Origin of the sequence: Bremerella volcania, from assembly GCF_007748115.1 — a bacterium.
GTDB lineage: Bacteria > Planctomycetota > Planctomycetia > Pirellulales > Pirellulaceae > Bremerella > Bremerella volcania.
This window is the reverse complement of the sequence record NZ_CP036289.1, coordinates 3,377,210-3,393,940: the sequence shown is the minus strand read 5'-3', so window position 1 is coordinate 3,393,940 and position 16,731 is coordinate 3,377,210. Positions and strand designations below refer to the sequence as shown.

General features: G+C 56.9%; 12 protein-coding genes. 5 read left to right on the top strand and 7 right to left on the bottom strand.

Annotated features, from left to right (window positions below; translation table 11 throughout):
• Positions 1-493 precede the first annotated feature (493 nt).
• Complete coding sequence (locus Pan97_RS13680) at positions 494-1,621, bottom strand: ISAs1 family transposase (RefSeq protein WP_144970136.1); 1,128 nt, start codon at positions 1,619-1,621, stop codon at positions 494-496.
• Between the two features lie 231 nt (positions 1,622-1,852).
• The gene (locus Pan97_RS13675) at positions 1,853-2,662 is read right to left on the bottom strand and encodes a hypothetical protein (RefSeq protein WP_144973407.1); all 810 of its coding nucleotides are present in this window, start codon (positions 2,660-2,662) and stop codon (positions 1,853-1,855) included.
• 509 nt (positions 2,663-3,171) lie between these two features.
• On the opposite strand from Pan97_RS13675, the gene Pan97_RS13670 reads away from it, so the two are divergent.
• The 3 genes from Pan97_RS13670 (at position 3,172) to Pan97_RS13660 (ending at position 6,305) form a co-directional block, all read left to right on the top strand.
• Positions 3,172-3,996 (top strand): helix-turn-helix domain-containing protein, encoded by an 825-nt coding sequence (locus Pan97_RS13670; protein ID WP_206668892.1) that lies wholly within the window; start codon positions 3,172-3,174, stop codon positions 3,994-3,996.
• Positions 3,997-4,231: 235 nt separating this feature from the next.
• Positions 4,232-4,825 (top strand): hypothetical protein, encoded by a 594-nt coding sequence (locus Pan97_RS13665; protein WP_144973402.1) that lies wholly within the window; start codon positions 4,232-4,234, stop codon positions 4,823-4,825.
• Positions 4,826-5,159: 334 nt separating this feature from the next.
• Entirely contained in the window at positions 5,160-6,305 is a 1,146-nt protein-coding gene (locus Pan97_RS13660; protein WP_144973400.1) for an aminotransferase class V-fold PLP-dependent enzyme, read from the top strand.
• Between the two features lie 28 nt (positions 6,306-6,333).
• Here the strand turns inward: Pan97_RS13660 and Pan97_RS13655 are convergent, their stop codons facing one another.
• Positions 6,334-7,437, bottom strand: a complete 1,104-nt coding sequence (locus Pan97_RS13655) for a cis-3-hydroxy-L-proline dehydratase (RefSeq protein WP_144973398.1) — start codon at positions 7,435-7,437, stop codon at positions 6,334-6,336.
• Between the two features lie 156 nt (positions 7,438-7,593).
• Between Pan97_RS13655 and Pan97_RS13650 the strand changes: the two genes are divergently transcribed.
• Both Pan97_RS13650 and Pan97_RS13645 read left to right on the top strand, forming a co-directional pair.
• Entirely contained in the window at positions 7,594-8,346 is a 753-nt protein-coding gene (locus Pan97_RS13650; RefSeq protein ID WP_196782098.1) for an AraC family transcriptional regulator, read from the top strand.
• Between the two features lie 141 nt (positions 8,347-8,487).
• Entirely contained in the window at positions 8,488-9,789 is a 1,302-nt protein-coding gene (locus Pan97_RS13645) for an aminopeptidase P family protein (protein ID WP_144973396.1), read from the top strand.
• Between the two features lie 36 nt (positions 9,790-9,825).
• Here Pan97_RS13645 and Pan97_RS13640 read toward each other — a convergent pair whose 3' ends face one another.
• The 4 genes from Pan97_RS13640 to Pan97_RS13625 all read right to left on the bottom strand — a co-directional run bounded on the left by Pan97_RS13640 (position 9,826) and on the right by Pan97_RS13625 (position 16,731).
• Entirely contained in the window at positions 9,826-11,001 is a 1,176-nt protein-coding gene (locus Pan97_RS13640; protein ID WP_144973394.1) for an Lpg1974 family pore-forming outer membrane protein, read from the bottom strand.
• Between the two features lie 124 nt (positions 11,002-11,125).
• Complete coding sequence (locus Pan97_RS13635; protein ID WP_144973392.1) at positions 11,126-12,661, bottom strand: putative Ig domain-containing protein; 1,536 nt, start codon at positions 12,659-12,661, stop codon at positions 11,126-11,128.
• A gap of 210 nt (positions 12,662-12,871) precedes the next feature.
• On the bottom strand, positions 12,872-15,277 hold the full coding sequence (locus Pan97_RS13630) for a beta strand repeat-containing protein (RefSeq protein ID WP_144973390.1): 2,406 nt from the start codon (positions 15,275-15,277) through the stop codon (positions 12,872-12,874).
• Between the two features lie 440 nt (positions 15,278-15,717).
• Positions 15,718-16,731 (bottom strand): hypothetical protein, encoded by a 1,014-nt coding sequence (locus tag Pan97_RS13625; protein WP_196782097.1) that lies wholly within the window; start codon positions 16,729-16,731, stop codon positions 15,718-15,720.

Below are 16,731 nucleotides of genomic sequence, written 5' to 3'. Positions count from 1 at the left end.
TAGTTTTATCGACCCGAGAACACTTAAAAGATATTAGTTTGCATTCCCAATTTACGCAAGTCAGTCTAATTTTGCTCATATTGTTAGGTATTTTCCCCTTAAAGGCCATGTGTCTCCCCGCAATCGTGCGGGAAAGTCTGCCAGAAAGTCGTTGTTGAGCGTGGTCACTGGGCAACGAAAACAATCAAATTCTTGAAATTCGCCCTGAAATGCTGCTGCGATTTCAACCATCTCCGAAGCCGAGAGCGGCTTTGACTGCGTTTGCTGGTTTGCCTACGACCATAAATCTTACGCTGGCAACTGCTTGCTGTGCTAACCGCGATTGGTCTTCAGATCGTGGAGACGAGACAACATCCGATTGGCGATGATCTACCTCATCCTTGGGTAGTCCGAGCGGCTCAGTCCGTTTCGTCGGGAGGTTTGAGTAGCCACACATGGCCTAACTTGGTGGGCCATTTTCGTCCAGGTATATCCACGGCGATTGCACCATAACTCACCGTCCCAGCAGGACTTCCATGCGGTAGTCATCGCCCCAGCCGCATTTTAATCGTTTGTTCTTCACGCCGACCTTGGCTGTCTTGTTGTTCTTCAGCAGGCTCAGGCTCGTCCTTCGTAGCAGGCTAAAGTTGGCGTCGGCGTGCCCTTTGCGGATGCGAGATTGATCTTCACCGAACGTCACGTCCAGTTGCCAGTGCAGGCTGTTTTCAATGCCCCAATGACCGCGAACGGCCTCGGCGAAACGCTTGCCGGAAAGGTACTTGCTCAGGATATAGTATCGCACCTCGCTCGTCTCGTTCCCGCCTTGCTTCACGATATTGATCGTCATCCCGATCGCCCTCAAGTTCGACCAACGATCTCGTGTGATGATCTCGTCGTTCACAGGGCAGATATAATAGGAACGCGACTCCTCGCGACCATGCCCTTTCTCGTGCGTTTCGTGACGGTGTACTTTGGCTCGCTTGAAATTGCTTTCCTGCTGCGCGACAAAAAAATCTTCGATCGAATCGTGGAGGGTCGGCTGATTGCGCTTCACGGCCAGGCAATAATCGGCTCCCTGGTCGACGATCTTCTGAGCGATGTCCTGTTGGCAACCTTGAGCGTCAATCGTCACTAAACTGCCGGAAACCTCGACGATTTCAAGCAGTTTGGGAATGGCGGTGATCTCGTTGCTCTTCGCGTCGGTTACTACCTGGCCGAGACTCACATGATTGGCAGTCGCCCAGGCACTGACCATGTGAATGGCCGCCTTGCTGCTGGCCTTGTCGAAACTCCGCCGCAGCGTCTTGCCGTCAATCGCGATGATCTGCCCGTCGGTGATTTCGTGTAAGGCGGTGATCCAAGTCAGCAAACACTTCTCAAACTCAGCCGGATTCAGCGAAGCCAAGATCGCATTAAAGCGATCGTGCGAAGGGATGCCGGAACTCAAATCAAGGAACTTACCCAGCCACTCCTTCTTCATCTCGGCCCAGTCGGCGATAGCCACAAAATCATCCGCCCCACTCATCACCGCACACAGCGCGATGGTCACGATATTCGTTAACGGATAAGTCACCTTGCGAGTCCGCGGATCGGTCAGATCGGCAAAGCACTCTTGAAGGGAAACAGGCGAACGTGACGACATGAGAAAGGCACCTGAGAACACCGGATCAGGCCGCGACAACCTCCGTCACAAAATCGCCTGACCGCCATTGCCTCAGTGTCGCAGATAACCCATCATGGCGCAATCGCCGTGCAGGTATATCAAGATCGTTGGACCAACGAGGATAATTAACATGGAATCGTGAGGTTGGCCGGGTTCCTGACAAGCGTGCCAGTTTTCGCTCATCAGGAACCGTAGCCCAACCTTCGCGAGCTATTGTGGCTGGTTACCTTCGGTGTTGAAATCGTTGGAACGTCGGATCGTTTCGCAAATACCGCGAACTGTTTCCTTGTAATGATCATCAAGTTTGGCGTCGACGGCGAAGCCGGCGGCGACCAACTGGTTGTTACCTGCATCGAAGACGCCGACGGCGAAGTTCAGGTCCGCTCCGGCTTTCTTGCCCTTGCCGCTGCCTGTGACAGCCACGCCGCCGTTTTTACCCTTGGTGGGCTCGTCGAACTTCAGCGCGGTCATGTAGTTGTTCAAGCCGTCTTCCACCTTCTTCATCGCGGCATTCACGTCGGTGGTCGATTTCATCGCTACGAACATCGCCCAGCAGTGTCCGTCGGGGCTAACCGCTGAAATGTAATTGTCGCCCGTTCGCTGTTTCCAGTCTGTGGGAAACGTTACACCTACAATGGGTTTGCCATCTAGGCGAATGACCGACTCACCCGCGGGTTTCGCGGCAGGTTCGGCCACCGGCTGCGTGGTTGCCGATGGGGTTGTCTCGCTCTCGAGGATCACGTTGGGAGACGATTCGTTGAAGTTGGTTCCCTGGTAGTTTTGGTATTCCGCACTCGACTGATACTGGCTACGGGCCTCTGTTTCGCGATTAATCGCACTCCGTGTTGCCCCGGTAACGACACCGACTTTCGCTCCGGTCGAAGCCCCAGATTTTCCACCGACCAGGCCACCGACAGCTGCCCCTCGCATTCCGCCTCGCAGGGCGCCTTGGGCCATTACCTGGTGTGCAAGCAGAGAAACCCCTAACACTGCCATCCCTAGAACTAGTAATTTTCTCATGGCTTTTCTCCAACGGAAAAGAAAGATACTTGCCCCTGGAACATTACTCCTTTGGATTCGCACTTTGCCGATTTGTGAGACCTGCATGGGTCGATCGCTTAAGCGCCGTGAAGAGGACGGATAAACGATGTCATTTATGGGTAATTGTCTAAGCCCTTGTTTAACATCTACATAACTTGATGTGATAAAGGGTGGTATAACATTCAACCTTCGATGTCTTTGGTTCGATTGTCGTTTCTGCCTGGTGATCGGCAATCCACTTTCGGCAAAAACTCAAGATTCAATTTCCTGGAGGAATGTTGTGTGAACACAGACAATTCGCTAGAAGTCGCGCTTCTAATCGAGTCCAATAAAAGTGGCCCTGGAAATATCTGGAACCGAGGCAACCACCTGTGATCACCCACACGTTTCTAGAGTTCGAGGCATATGCTTCCGCTGTTGGCGATGCCGACGTAAGAATGGTATTGCCGCGTCTAGATAAACCACGTTGGGAGATCTCCGAATTCAACGTGGATGATTTTCATCTTCAGTATGGCAGCGAATGGAGCGGCAACATTGCCGAAGGGGTTACCAGGCCAGACGGCAAAATCTTGTTCATTCCTTTACACGGTCGTCATCATGCCAATGGCTTGCCGCTGGACGAACATTCGGTGTTCGTGATGAATGCGGCCAGTGAGTTCACCATCAGCGTTCAAGAGCCGCACGACTGGTGTTCACTGTTTCTGCCGTCCTGTCCATCCGAGCCCGCTTTAAGTCATAGAGACAGTCAGGCGAGTCGCTCGCCTAGTGCCTACTCTGTGGAATTGGATGACCAGGAGATGGCGAACCTTCGCTGGTTACTGACGCAGTTGCACGATTCGATTCAATGCAACCCCGACATCTTGAACGAGAAAGCAGCCAGCCGTGCGGTGAAGGACGACCTGGTTAAAGTGTGTCAGCGAATCACGTCGGCCAGTCAATCGTCGGCCGCGACGACCGGTCGCCCTCCTTTTAGCCGCGATGAAGTCATCCGCGTTCTCCGCGACCTGATCGCAAACCATTCGCATGAATGCCTGACGATCGATGACTTCACCCAAGCACTCGACATTTCGGAACGCTCTTTACGAAATGTCTTCCTCGAGTATTACGGAATGCCCCCACGAAAATTTCTGATGATTCAACGCTTGAATCACGTTCGCAATGTCTTGCGGGTAGCGGACCCGGAGGAAACCACGGTGACGGCCGTCGCCGCTCATTTCGGTTTCTGGCACTTTGGTCGCTTTGCCGGAGCCTATCACAAGATCTTTCAAGAGTCCCCGTCGACCACCTTGTATGGAAGTTGTCAGCCCTGCTAGTCGACCACGTGATCGGGGCGAACGACTTTCAAAAAAATTTCCAAGCGCACTATCTCACTGAAGCGCTGCGCCTCTAAATTACACGCATCAGACCTCGAAGCCATCTCGCTTCGGGACAACAGAAGTATCGGCACGCAATGGATGTGTGTTTCCATTGCCTACCAAATCTAACCCAAACCCTCTTAACCCCGTTGGGGCTGAGGAAAATTTACTCACAGACGCAACGAGCAAAACCATGTCCTCCAACCACCACACCTCTGAACAAAACGGAGCGCTCTCACGCGAACGCAAACCGCAGGTCGTGGTGCGCGCTGGCAAGACTTACGTTTGCTCGTCGTGCGGGACGTTGGTCGAAATCCCGGCCGACGTCGTCGGGCAATTGGTCATCGCGGTCGATCCTTCGCAGTCGGATGAAACGGTCGAACCATCGCCTGTCAGCGAGAAGCCTTCCCGGGCAACGCCCATTGCAAAGGCACCGCCAAGGCCGAAGCGTCCGCAACCACCCAAGCGCGTTTCTTTCACCGGCGAGACCATCGACGGACTCCGCGTGCCGTCCTCCCAGCAGTTGGATCGCGCATTCAGCTGGGTCACGTTTCATTTGAAGGTGCTCGACCGACAAGGGAGCGAGATCAAACGGCTGAAGAACCTGCTCAGGCAGCAACCGATGCCCTGCCGAGATCCGCGTGAGCATGCTATGAAAGCGTCCGCCGCAGAATCGAATAGGCTTCACGATCAGTCCTGCGAACGGCATGCCCGCGAAGACGAGGACATGGTACCCGAACGAAGACCAAACTGCGCGAGCCAAACCTCCGAACGCGGCCCACCATAATTCCTGTCCCCTCTCCCTCGCAGGGAGAGGGCCAGGGTGAGGGCTTTTGTGCGAGCTTTCACCCAACATCGCCGCGTAAAGTACCCCACCGATGGGAACTCGGTTTGCGCATGCGCTGCTAGTCTGCGATTAGCCCCCTCACCCTAACCCTCTCCCCCGCAGGGGCGAGGGGACCGGAGATGCATGCGCGAACGTTTCCTACCCCATCCTCTCTTCACAACGTAGAGTCGCAAGCCGTGGGGCTTGTCCTCTTCATCAGAAGCGGCAAGAATCCGATGCCCAGGTTAGAGAAGCTATCGAACCCAGAAGACATTCGCTCACTGAATGCCAATTTATGTCTGATTTTTTACTTGATCCTGACGTCGTCTTTTTGAACCACGGCTCATTTGGGGCGTGCCCAAGGCTGGTGTTTGACCAGTACCAACGGTGGCAACGTGAACTCGAGCGGCAACCGGTGCGGTTTCTGCAGCGTGAACTACCCCAACTGCTCGCCGATGCGCGCCGCCAACTTGCCGAATACTTAGGAGCTCATTCGACCGAGGTCGTCTTGGTTCCCAATCCAACGTTCGCGGCCAACACGATCGCACGTTGTCTGCCGCTGGGCGCTGGCGATGAAGTGTTGATCTCGGATCAGGAATACGGTGCCTGCCGCTTTGCCTTTCAGTATGCCGCTCAGAAGAAAGGCTTTCGCGTCGTCGAGCAATCGATTCCTTTGCCGGTCGAATCGGACGAGGCAATCGTCGAGGCGTTCTGGCAAGGGGTGACTAAGGACACCAGGCTGATCTTCATCAGTCACATCACGTCCACCACCGCCCTTACGTTGCCGGTAGCCAAGATCTGCCAGCGTGCCCGCGATGCGGGCATTCTGACGATGATCGACGGGGCGCATGCCCCCGGGCAAATCGATGTGAACCTGAAAGAGATCGGGGCCGACTTTTACACGGCGACCTGCCATAAGTGGATGTGCGCCCCCAAAGGTTCCGGTTTTTTCTTCGTTCGAGAAGATCGGCAGCACCTGGTCGAGCCGCTTGTCGTGGGTTGGGGTTGGGGTCCGGAAAAGACGTTTCATCGTGAGAATGAGTTCATCTCGAACCACGAGTGGCTCGGCACCCACGATCCCGCCGCGTACCTGGCCGTTCCGGCCGCGATCGCCTGGCACAAAGAACATTTTACCTCGGAAGCACGCGAGCGATCCCGCGAGTTCGCGAGGCTGGCCGTTAACCTGGCTTCGCAAATCGACGGAATCGAGCGAGTCCACCCCGACGCGTTTTTTCAGCAGATGGGGCTGATCGATATCACTGCCAAGAAGGTGGATGATCACGTCCAGTTCAAATCGCGCCTGTACGATGCATACAAGATTGAAGTCCCGGTCATCCGTTGGCGAGATCGCACGCTGATCCGTGTCTCGACGCACGCCTACACTACCGAGGACCACATTCACACGTTCGCCCAGGCACTGAAAGAAACCTTCGGCGGATGATCGTCACGTTGATCGTGGCTGCTAGAGACTAGCTGACGTCGACCACCTTCGGTCCAAGCACTTCCGGGCGGACTTGAATGCCCAGCCCAGGCTCGGTCGAGGCTTGCATCCTTCCGTCAACGCGCTGCGGCGCTCCTTCGGCGGTGCTGACGGTTACGTAGCTGTTGAAGTCGGTCGAGGTAAAGCGGAACGCTTCCGGCGTGCTATGGGCCAGGTGAGCGATCGCCGCGGTGGTGACGTCACCTCCCCAGCTGTCCTCCAGCGTCATGGCAATCCCGGTCGATACGCACAGATCACGGAGCTGCCGCGTGCGGGTCAACCCGCCGAGCTTGCTGATTTTCAGGTTCACCACGTCCATCGCGTTGTCGGACTTGGCCCGCAGGAAAGCATGCAAACTATCGATGTTTTCGTCCAGCACGAACGGATGGTCGGTCTTCTGGCGAACGGTCAAGCACTCTTCGTAGGTAACGCAAGGCTGTTCGATGTAGACGTCCAGATGCTTGACGGCACGCACCACGCGAATCGCTTCGTGCAGAACCCAACCGGTGTTGGCGTCGGCGACCAGGCGATCGGAAGGAGCCAGCACCTGGCGAGTCGCTTCGATGCGTTCGATGTCGGTGTTGGCGTCTCCCCCCACTTTCAGTTGAAAGCGGCGGTAGCCTTCTTCGCGGTACTTGGCGACATTGGCTGCCATTTCATCGGGGGGAAGCTGTGAGATCGCGCGGTAAAGCTCGACCGATTCGCCGAAACGTCCCCCCAGAAGTTCGCAGATCGGCAGTTGGGTGAACTTGCCCAGGATGTCCCAGCAGGCGATGTCGATTCCGGACTTCACGTACGGATGCCCCTTGAGGGCGAAGTCCATCACTTCGTTTACTTTGGCCGTTTCGCGAGGATCCAGCCCAATCAAGTGCGGAGCCAGTTCCTTTAGGCCAGCTCGCACGCCGGCCGCATAGGCAGGCAAGTAGACGGGGCCGAGAGGGCAGACTTCACCATAGCCCACCAACCCACACTTGGTTTCGACGCCCACCACCGTGGAATCGAACGTCGCGACCGATTTGCCTTGCGCCCACTTGTAGTTGGACTCGACCAGCGGGAGATCGACCTGATGGGCAAAGATTCGAGCAATTTGCATGACGGAACTTTCGAGACGCTGTGCCGGTCCTCTTCGCGAGGTGGCTATTTTGTAAGCCCAGGATACGAGGTAAGCTTGAGACGGTATTGTCTGCAACGACCTATCCAGCATAGCGTCATGGCTTCGTTGAATCTTGGTAATGGATGGTAGTTCCGCGTGAATCCGCGCACAAAACTGCTTAAAGCGGTAACCTCGGAAAGCAACCGTAGCGTTGACGTCGGTCTGCTGGCTGAGTTATTCGATAACACCACCGACATGGCATTCTTTGTGAAGGATGCCGAAGGGCGGTATATCGCGGTGAACGACTCGCTGGTGCAGCGTCACGGATGGCGGGAAAAGAGTGACGTGATCGGTAAGCGCTCGTCTGAAATTTGTGAAGGAGACCTGGGAAGGATTCCCTCGCAGCAAGATCAACGTGTGCTGCGGACCGGCAAGGCCTTGTTGAATCAGCTGGAAATGCAATGGTATCGACCACCGGTGATGACCTGGTGCTTGACGACCAAACTACCCATGCGAGATGCCGAAGGGACCATCGTCGGGTTAATCGGGTTCTCTAAAGACGTGCGAACCCAAGTGGAACCCGAAGAGATCCCGGCATCCTTTGCGGATGCGTTGGCCGAGTTCGAGCAGGACTTGTCCCCGGAGGTCACGCCGGTTTGGTTTGCTGAGAAGTGCCAGCTGTCGGCCCGGCGTCTGGCCACGTTGACCAAGAAAGTATTCGACCTGACGCCAGGCCAATTCATTGCCAAAGTTCGAATCGATGCGGCTACCAGGCTCTTGCGAGAGACGAATCTTTCGGTTTCCGAAATAGCTCATCAGTGTGGGTTTTATGACCACAGTGCGTTTACCCGTGCGTTCCGAAAAGCGACCGGCACTACGCCTCGTTCATTTCGCCAACTAGCCAGGTAAGTGATCGTTGGATCGAAGTTCTCGATCGTTTTTTCCTAGTTATGCGCAATTCTTAGGTTCCAAGGGATTCGGTGCCAAGTATTGCGGACGTAAACAAAATAGAATGAAGCCAAACCAGGCTGCCCCCAGGAATAGGAAATCATGCGACACCAAGCCCTCGACTCGAAGCTATTTGTTGAAAACCGAGCAAAGCTGACCAGCATGCTCCCTAAAAACGCGATGGCGATCGTGAACGCCAACGATGTGTTGCCGACCAACGCGGATGGAAGCATCAAGATCATTCCCAACGCCGACCTCTTCTACCTCTCCGGCATCGAGCAAGAGGAATCGATCCTACTGCTGCACCCGGACGCTTACGAGCCGAAGAACCGGGAAGTCTTGTTTCTGCGAGAGCCGACCGAACTGTTGCAGATCTGGGAGGGACAGAAGCTGACCCAGGAGCGCGCCACGGAAATCTCCGGAATCGCGACCGTGAAGTGGTTGAAGGATTTCCCTTTGGCCCTCCGCGACTCGATGCTCAGCGCCGACGAGGTGTTCCTGAACACCAACGAACATCGCCGTGCCGCCGCGACGGTCGAGACCCGCGACGACCGTTTCGTCAGCCAGTGCAAGCAAGACTACCCGCTGCATACCTATCGCCGACTGGCGCCCCTGCTGCATCAACTGCGTGCCGTGAAGTCCGACCTGGAAATCGACCTGATCAAGAAGGCGGTGGACATCACGCGTAAGGGGTTCCTCCGCGTGCTCGGGTTCCTCAAGCCCGGCGTGACCGAGTTTGAGATCGAGGCCGAGTTGATCCATGAATACACCCGAAACCGCGGAGCGTTCGCCTACACGCCGATCATTGCTTCCGGCAAAAACGCGTGCGGACTGCACTACATCGACAACGATCAGGTCTGCGAGGATGGAGACCTGGTGCTGATCGATACCGGGTCGAACTACGGAAATTACAATTCCGACCTGACCCGCACGATCCCCGTCAATGGACGCTTCACTAAGCGGCAACGCGACGTGTACGACGCGGTGTTGCGCGTCATGCAGGCCTCGATCGAAGGGGCCGTCGTCGGCAAGGCACACCGCGACTGGCAACACGAAGCGCAGTTGATGATCAATGAAGAACTGCTGAGCTTGGGACTGCTCACCAAGGATGAAGTCGCCGGGCATACCCGCGAGAAACCGGCGTGTAAGAAGTATTTCATGCACGGCCTGGGACATCCGATGGGCCTGGACGTGCACGATGTGGCACCGGTCGATGCTCCGTTCGCTCCTGGCTGGGTGCTGACGGTTGAACCAGGCATCTATCTGCCTGACGAAGGGTTCGCCGTGCGACTCGAGAACGACATCTTGATCACCGAGGACGGCCCGGTCGACCTGATGAAAGACATTCCCGTCGAAGCGGATCACATCGAGTCGCTCATGCAGGAAGCGGCGGCCAAGAGGTAGTCAATTGATGCGCAAGAGTGCTTATCGTGCGGTCGATTACAACTTAAAGCCGAACGCTGCATTGAAGCCGAAGAACCCAACGCTGCCATTCTCGCTGGTGGCGTTCCCGGCATCGCCCCACGATTGACCTTCCAGGGCAACGCTGCCAAACGGCTGCCAGCAGCGGCGCCGGCAGCCTTGCCAGCGGAGGCCCAACTCCACTTCGCCGATGGTCATGACCTCGTCCCGGCTGGTGCTGCTGGTCGTGGTAAATGGCGTCGAAAGATCGAGGTCTTCCCCGGCCGTCAAACGGCTGGTCGCTTCACCGAAGAGGAGCGAGCCGCGAGCCTCCGAGAACAGCTCGACGCAGTTCGTAACCGGAACCGAGGCATACATGCCCATGGTTGGCCCAATGCCTGAGAGGCCGTGCGTGTAGTCGATTTGCCCGGTGAGCGTTCCCGAAGCGTTGGTCGTTTGGGCGAGATATTTCTGATCGATTTCGGCGTAGCGGAGACCACCAAACGCGCCAATTCGCCATCGCGAAATGCAGGTCTGACGCGTCACGTCGAGGTCAAGCGTATAAGCCGTCAAACCGGTGCCTGCCTGGAATGAACTGTTGGGAACGGTCGTTGAGATATCGACTGAGCCGAACGTGGGCGGCGTGATGGAACCAAAACCGTTGGCCGGCGGCTGGGCGGTCAACACGGATGGATCGTTGTCGAAGTGCCACCAGGTCGCACGAACACCAATCTCTTCCCCTTGCAGACCGAGGAACACCCGCGGCGCGAACTGCAGGTCGTAGTCGAACTCGACGTCGGTGTAGTTCTCGAAACTCGTTCCGTCCGACTCCATCAACGTGTAGGCCGGGTTAGAAGAGAAATGAGGTTTGAGAAAGGTCGCTTCGAAACCAGCAAACCAGTGTGCTTCGCAAACGTTGGAATGGCACGCCTGGTAATCGCCAGGCATGGGCCCCTCTTCCATGAAGACAGGCGACTCGAGAACCGATTCGGTCGTCGTCATCTCGACGTGCGAGGTTTGACGAACCGCTGGCGGCTCTTCCTGTGGTGGCGTCGGACGGGCAACCAGTTGATTCGGCGATTTCACCTGGACATGGGGTGCCGGTCGACTGGTCGCCTTTGTCGGACCGACCTGGGCGTGAGCGCTACGCGCTAGTGGGAACGCGATGGTCGCGAGTTGGAACAGAACGACGGCTGCTAGCGTTCGAGTGTGCATCTTCCGATGACCTTGCAAAATCCGTTTTAGCGAGGGGGGATTGCTTGCTAGTGATAGTTGTCGTCAATCTGGGAGGGATAATTCAACTTTTCCGGTTAGATTGAGTTTTCTGCCTGCTGTAACGCTAGCTGACGCCGCTGACCGTTACCGTGAATTCCTCGGAATCGGCCAGTGGCGGTTCCCCATCATCGATCACAAGAACCCGGAAAACTACGCTCTGCCCGGCGAAATCGGAGGTGGGTGTCCAGCGGATGGTCGCCTGGTTGTTGTTGACCTTTTCGATGGTAGCACCCGCTGGCAGGTTGTCGGGATCAAGCTGATAGGTCAGCGTATCTCCGACGTTCGCGTCGGTGGCGGTGACCTCGACGATCATCTCAACGCCCACTTGCGCCGACTGATCGGAAATGGGAGTGATGTCCGGGGCGATGTTCACCTCGTCAAACAGAATGCACGTCAAGTAGGTACCGTCGTGATCAACCGGTCCATCGCCTCCCCAGGCAATCGCAATCGCGCTATCGACAGCCACGGCGGAAGGACGACGTTGATGACCGAATTGATCGTTGGCCGTATCGGTGTTGACGAAGAACTCGTTGGCGGGATTCACATTGCTGGAATTGAATTCGACGATGGTGGCTTTCACGTTCCAGCCGGTTCCGTCGGCAATTCCATTAGTCCAGGTCGCGATCAGTTGTCCCTGGTCGGTCTGGGCCAAAGCGACTTCCAGTTGGTTACCGGTGATGACGTCGTTGACCTGAAGCTCGCCGCCTACCAGGCCATCGGACGGATCGATTTGCTGGGCAAAGATGCCCCAGCCGTCGCCGTCTTGATTGCGGCTCTGCCAGGCAACCGTGAATGCTTCGCCCGAATCGATCACCGTCGCTCCCGATTGCGAGGCGCTGGTGTTGCTGTTCACCAGAAACTCAGCGCCCAGTTTGCTTCCGTCGAGTGACATCCGCTGAGCATAGACGCCCAGATCACTTCCATCCTGGTGACGGCTGCTCCAGGTTACCAGCACGACGTCGCTGCTGTTGATGGCGACGTCAGGCTCGGCTTGTTCCTGGGACGTGGTCGTGTTTACCAGGATTTCGCCGGTAAGCGGCTGGCCGGTCGCATCGAAGCGACGATAGAAGATGCCATCGAAGTCGCCAGCTCCGACTCCTTGCCAAACGAAGGAAGCCGAACCATCGCTCGCGACGGCAACGGCCGGGTTGGCTTGAACTCCGCCGGTGGTTTGATTGATGAGCACTTCGCCCGTGATGGGATTGCCGCTGGAATCGTACCAGCGTGCAAAGATGCCTTCGCGATCGCCAGCCCCGCGACCTTGCCAGACGATCACGAAGCCAGCTTCAGGCAGCATCGCGATCGCGGCATTCGACTGGATGCCGGCGACGGTTTGATTGACCAACTGGGAGGGACCGGTGGCGATTCCATCGGAATCAAGCGTACGAAAGAAAACGCCGTCACGGTCGCCAGTCCCGCGACCGGCATAGACGGTCACGAGCGAGCCGCTGCCGGTTGCCGTCACGGCTCCTTCGGTTTGAACCAGTTGATCGCCGATGATGACGTCGTTGACCAGCTCAACCGAACCGGCAACGACCGCGGTCAGAATGAGGCGTCCTTCGAGGACTTCGCAAAAATGTTTTCTTAACCGGGCGGCCATTGGGCAGTTCGTGTGATGCAGGAGTGAATGGACTTGATGTCCATATTAGTTACAGAAAATTCCGATTGGACTTCGTGTGCGAAACTTCAGAAAGTTTTTGCGCGATTCAACGGTGGAAGGCCTGCCGCACAGTGGCCTGATAAAGAGACAGCCGAGAAACGGAACATTTCTCGGCTGTCGTCTATCTTCCATTGGAAACGAGGCAAACGATTAAAACTCGTCGTCGAGTACCCCGAGCAGGGCCAGGTCGTTTACGTCCGAGTCGCCGGGTTCCCCTTCGATCAAGCTCGCGGGGCTGGTATCGACAACGGTCAAGATGAACGTTTCCTGATCGACCGCACCGTCGTCGTCCAGCACGATGATGGTGATGGTGAACGTTCCGGTTTGTGATGGAGTCCAGCTGAACGTTCCGCCTGGGACTGTGGCTGGCGGGGTGGTGATCGTGGGCTGGGCAATCTCGGCTGGAATTCCGCTGCCATCGAGGTCGAGGATGAAGATCAAGTCTTCTGGAGCGTCGTCCGGGTCGACCACCGTGACGGCGAATGTTACCTCGGTATCGATGTCCACCTCGACGGCCGTTCCGGTATCGTAAGGGCTCGGAAGGGTCAACTGCGGTGGATCGTTCTCGCCCGCAACCGAGACGGTGATGGTCGCGACGGCGCTGTCGCTGAAGCCATCGTTGACGATCACTTCGATCTCGCGATCGGTGGTGTCGGGGTTGTCTGAAACGTTGTCGTACGTCAGCGTTCGGATGACCTGCTGATAGTTGGCTACCAGGTCGCTACCGGTCAGGGTAAGAATGCCGGTCGATGGATCGTACGACGGGGTGATGGAAGTCCCCGTGACGTCCACGGCCAGGAATTCGTCGTCGGTATTGAGCACGTTGGTAATCGTGATCGTCGCCGAGGCGAGATTCGTGCTATCCGCGTCGGTCACCGTAGCCGTGGCATCCACGACACTTGTCGGTCCAGCGTCTTCAGTGAAAGCTGCGGCAAAGTCGATGCCGGTGCCGTCGCCATTCAAGTCGACCGCAGGCGGATCGGTTTGGAGCGTGACGACGAAGGTTTCTGAGTCGGCCAGTGGGGTCGTCGGGTCGTCGTCAATCACCAGGACGATAAACGTGAACGGGCCTGCTCCATCGCCCTCCGAAGGGGTCCATTCAATGACGGCGGTCGTGTCGCTCGTTTTGGTGATGGTCGCCGAGGCCGGGATGTTCGCGCCGATCCCTTCGCGATCGAGCTGGAAGGTCAGGACGTCTCCCTCGGGGTCGGTCGCGGTCACGGTGATTTGGAACAACGTACCGAACTCGGCCGTCTGGTCCTGAATCGGATCCAGATCGGGCGGATCGTTCACGCCTTCGACGGTGATGGTGATCGTCGCCGTCGCACTGTCGGTTGTGCCGTCGTTGACGATCACCTCGACGATTCGATCGGTTTCGTCGGGGTTCTGTGAGGTGTTGTCATAGGTCAACGTCGACAGTACGAGTTGATAGTTGGCCAGCGTGTCGCTTCCGGTGAGGGTCAAAACACCGGTACCGGAATCGTAGTTGGCGACGATCGAAGTCCCCGTCGTATCGACGGCCAGCGACTCGGTGGTCGTGTCCACCACGTTGGTCAGCGTGATCGTGGCCGATTCGAGGTTAGCGTTGTCGACATCATCGACGAGGACGCCAGCGTCGACGATCGAAAGGGGGCCATTGTCTTCGGTGAACGTCGCCGCGAAGTCGATGCCTGAGGCCTCGCCGTTCAGGTCGACCGTGGGGGCATCGTTTTCGGCGACGATCGAAATCGTCGATACAACGATCGGGCTGCTCAGGCCGCCGTCGCTCACCGTGATCTGAATGGTGCGATCCAGAACCGTTGGGTTTTCCGAAGTATTGTCGTACGTGAGCGACTTCAGCACCAACTCGTAGTTGGCCAGCGTATCGGAGCCGGTCAGCGTCAATTCGCCGGTGGTCGCGTTGTAGCTGGAAGCCACGATCGATGTGCCGGTCGTATCGACGGCCAGAACTTCATCGGCTCCGTCCTGGAAATTGGTCAAGACGATCGTGGCCGACTCAAGGTTGGTGCTGTCGGGATCGGTGATCGTCAGTGAAGACGAAGTTGCGGCAACCGGTCCGCCGTTCTCGGTGAAGTCGTTGGAGAATCCGAGGCCTGCGGTCGGGCCGTTCAGATCGACCGAAGGAGCAATGTCGCCAGTCGCCGAGACAATCACCGTCAGGAATTCGACGTCGGCCAAAGCAGGCGTGCCTTGGTCGATCGCGATCACCGGAATCCGGAAGGTGCCTTCTTGCCCAGCTGAAGGGGTCCAGCTGAAAACACCGTTCGAGGTGATCGTCGCCCCGACGGGAGTATCAGTCCCAACATCCGGATCCAACACCAGGCGAATGGTGTCCCCGGTTGGGTTGTCGTTGATATCGAGATCGGCGGCGGTGGCACCATTGGCGTACAGGTCGATCGTGAAAGGCTGACCCACAACAATCTGCAAATCACCAACGCCGGAAAGGTCGAGGTCAGGCGGGCAATCGTTTCCTGGGAAACCGGAAGCGGTCAGCACGAGACGCGATTCGAGCTGTTCGGACATGGGCATCCGGGCACGAAAGCCACGACGTTTCATCGTTCGTTTGGCTTTCTTAGACTTCCTGTCGATAACGCGAGGCAAACGAGGTGTGAGCATAGAGGTTCTCTAGGTGACGTGACTTTTGAACGGCCCGGGGCGGGCGAGGGAAAAACTACGGATTGGAAGGCCTAGGTGAGGCGTGGCAATTGTAACAAATAGGTTGCCTGCGTCGAATCTGACTTTCGCAAAACCAGAAACTTTTCGGACCTCGGAATCGGTGGTGGACCTCCCGTTTGCGCAGTATTGCCAGTTTTCTATTTGACAATCTTCTTAAACAGCGCCCTTCGCTGGGACCAATCTGTTAACAGCATCAACGAAGGTTTCAGCGTACGGTCTTTCCCGTAGGGTCGCGAAGGACCGGCAGTGTCTTTCGCAACTCCTTGGATTGCTACATGACGCATCGGAGTTCCCTGCTTTGGCAGAAATTCTCGAAGGATTCACGGAGATTCGAGCGTATCTTCCGTGGGCTCGGTCGCGGAACTCATGTCGTGCGAACTTTCCCCTGCCCGATAGATCTTGGCCAGGGGGATCAGAATTGTCTGGAGACGGCTTAGATACTCGTCCTCGCTGAGTTCCGATTTCTTTTGCCGCAGCTCGGCCAGCTGGTTTTCCAGTTGATCTCGTTTCTGGATCAGCTCTTCGGAAAGCTGCGACGCGTTCTCGCTGGGGACCAGGATGAACTGGTTGGCAAGCGTTCCGTCGGGAAGCGATCCGTCCTTGGACGACTTGGTGACGTAGATTCCGCGGAACCAATCGGCTGGCGTTCCCTTGCCATCGCCGTTGTCGTCCAGCAAAGCGTGCTCGGTTGCCAACTGGGACTGCGAGTCGTAGTACGTCTGCGTCTGCTTGGCGGCCGCGAGCCAGGCTTCCAGCAGCGAGGTCTGACCATCCTTGTCGAGGTCGCCGGACGTATCGCTTATCGTTTGCGAAAGAAACTCCCCGAAGCGAGCAAAATTGTATTCAAAGCCACTCTGGGTCGCGGTCACGATGACTCGATCGCGGCCTGAGAGCCCGTTGACGAACGGTCCACTCGCCGAGGCACAGTTGATGATCGCCATCCGGCAGGAAATTGGTGCCAGCGCTTCGGCAAGCTCGGTAGCCCTGATGTCGGTACCGCGCAGATTGAACTTCGCCTTCTTGCCGTCATACGTTCCGTGCCCGATCAAGACTAACCACAGCGACGTTGGCGGCTCCTTGGCCAATGCCGCGAGGGTCTCTTCCAGTTGCGGCCGGTCTTGCCGGTCAGAAGCTTCTGGTTCATCCAGGCCGATCGTCACCAGGTTCGCTTCCGCTCGTTTGGCCGCGACTTGCCAGCGTTCGGCCCACTGCGTGAAAAGCTCCTGGTACTTCGCTTCCCCAGGTTCGCCGACGACCACCACGACAGCTACATTCGGGGCCGATTCATCGCCACCGGGTGCCATTAGCAGCGCACATGTCAGAAGCCACATCAT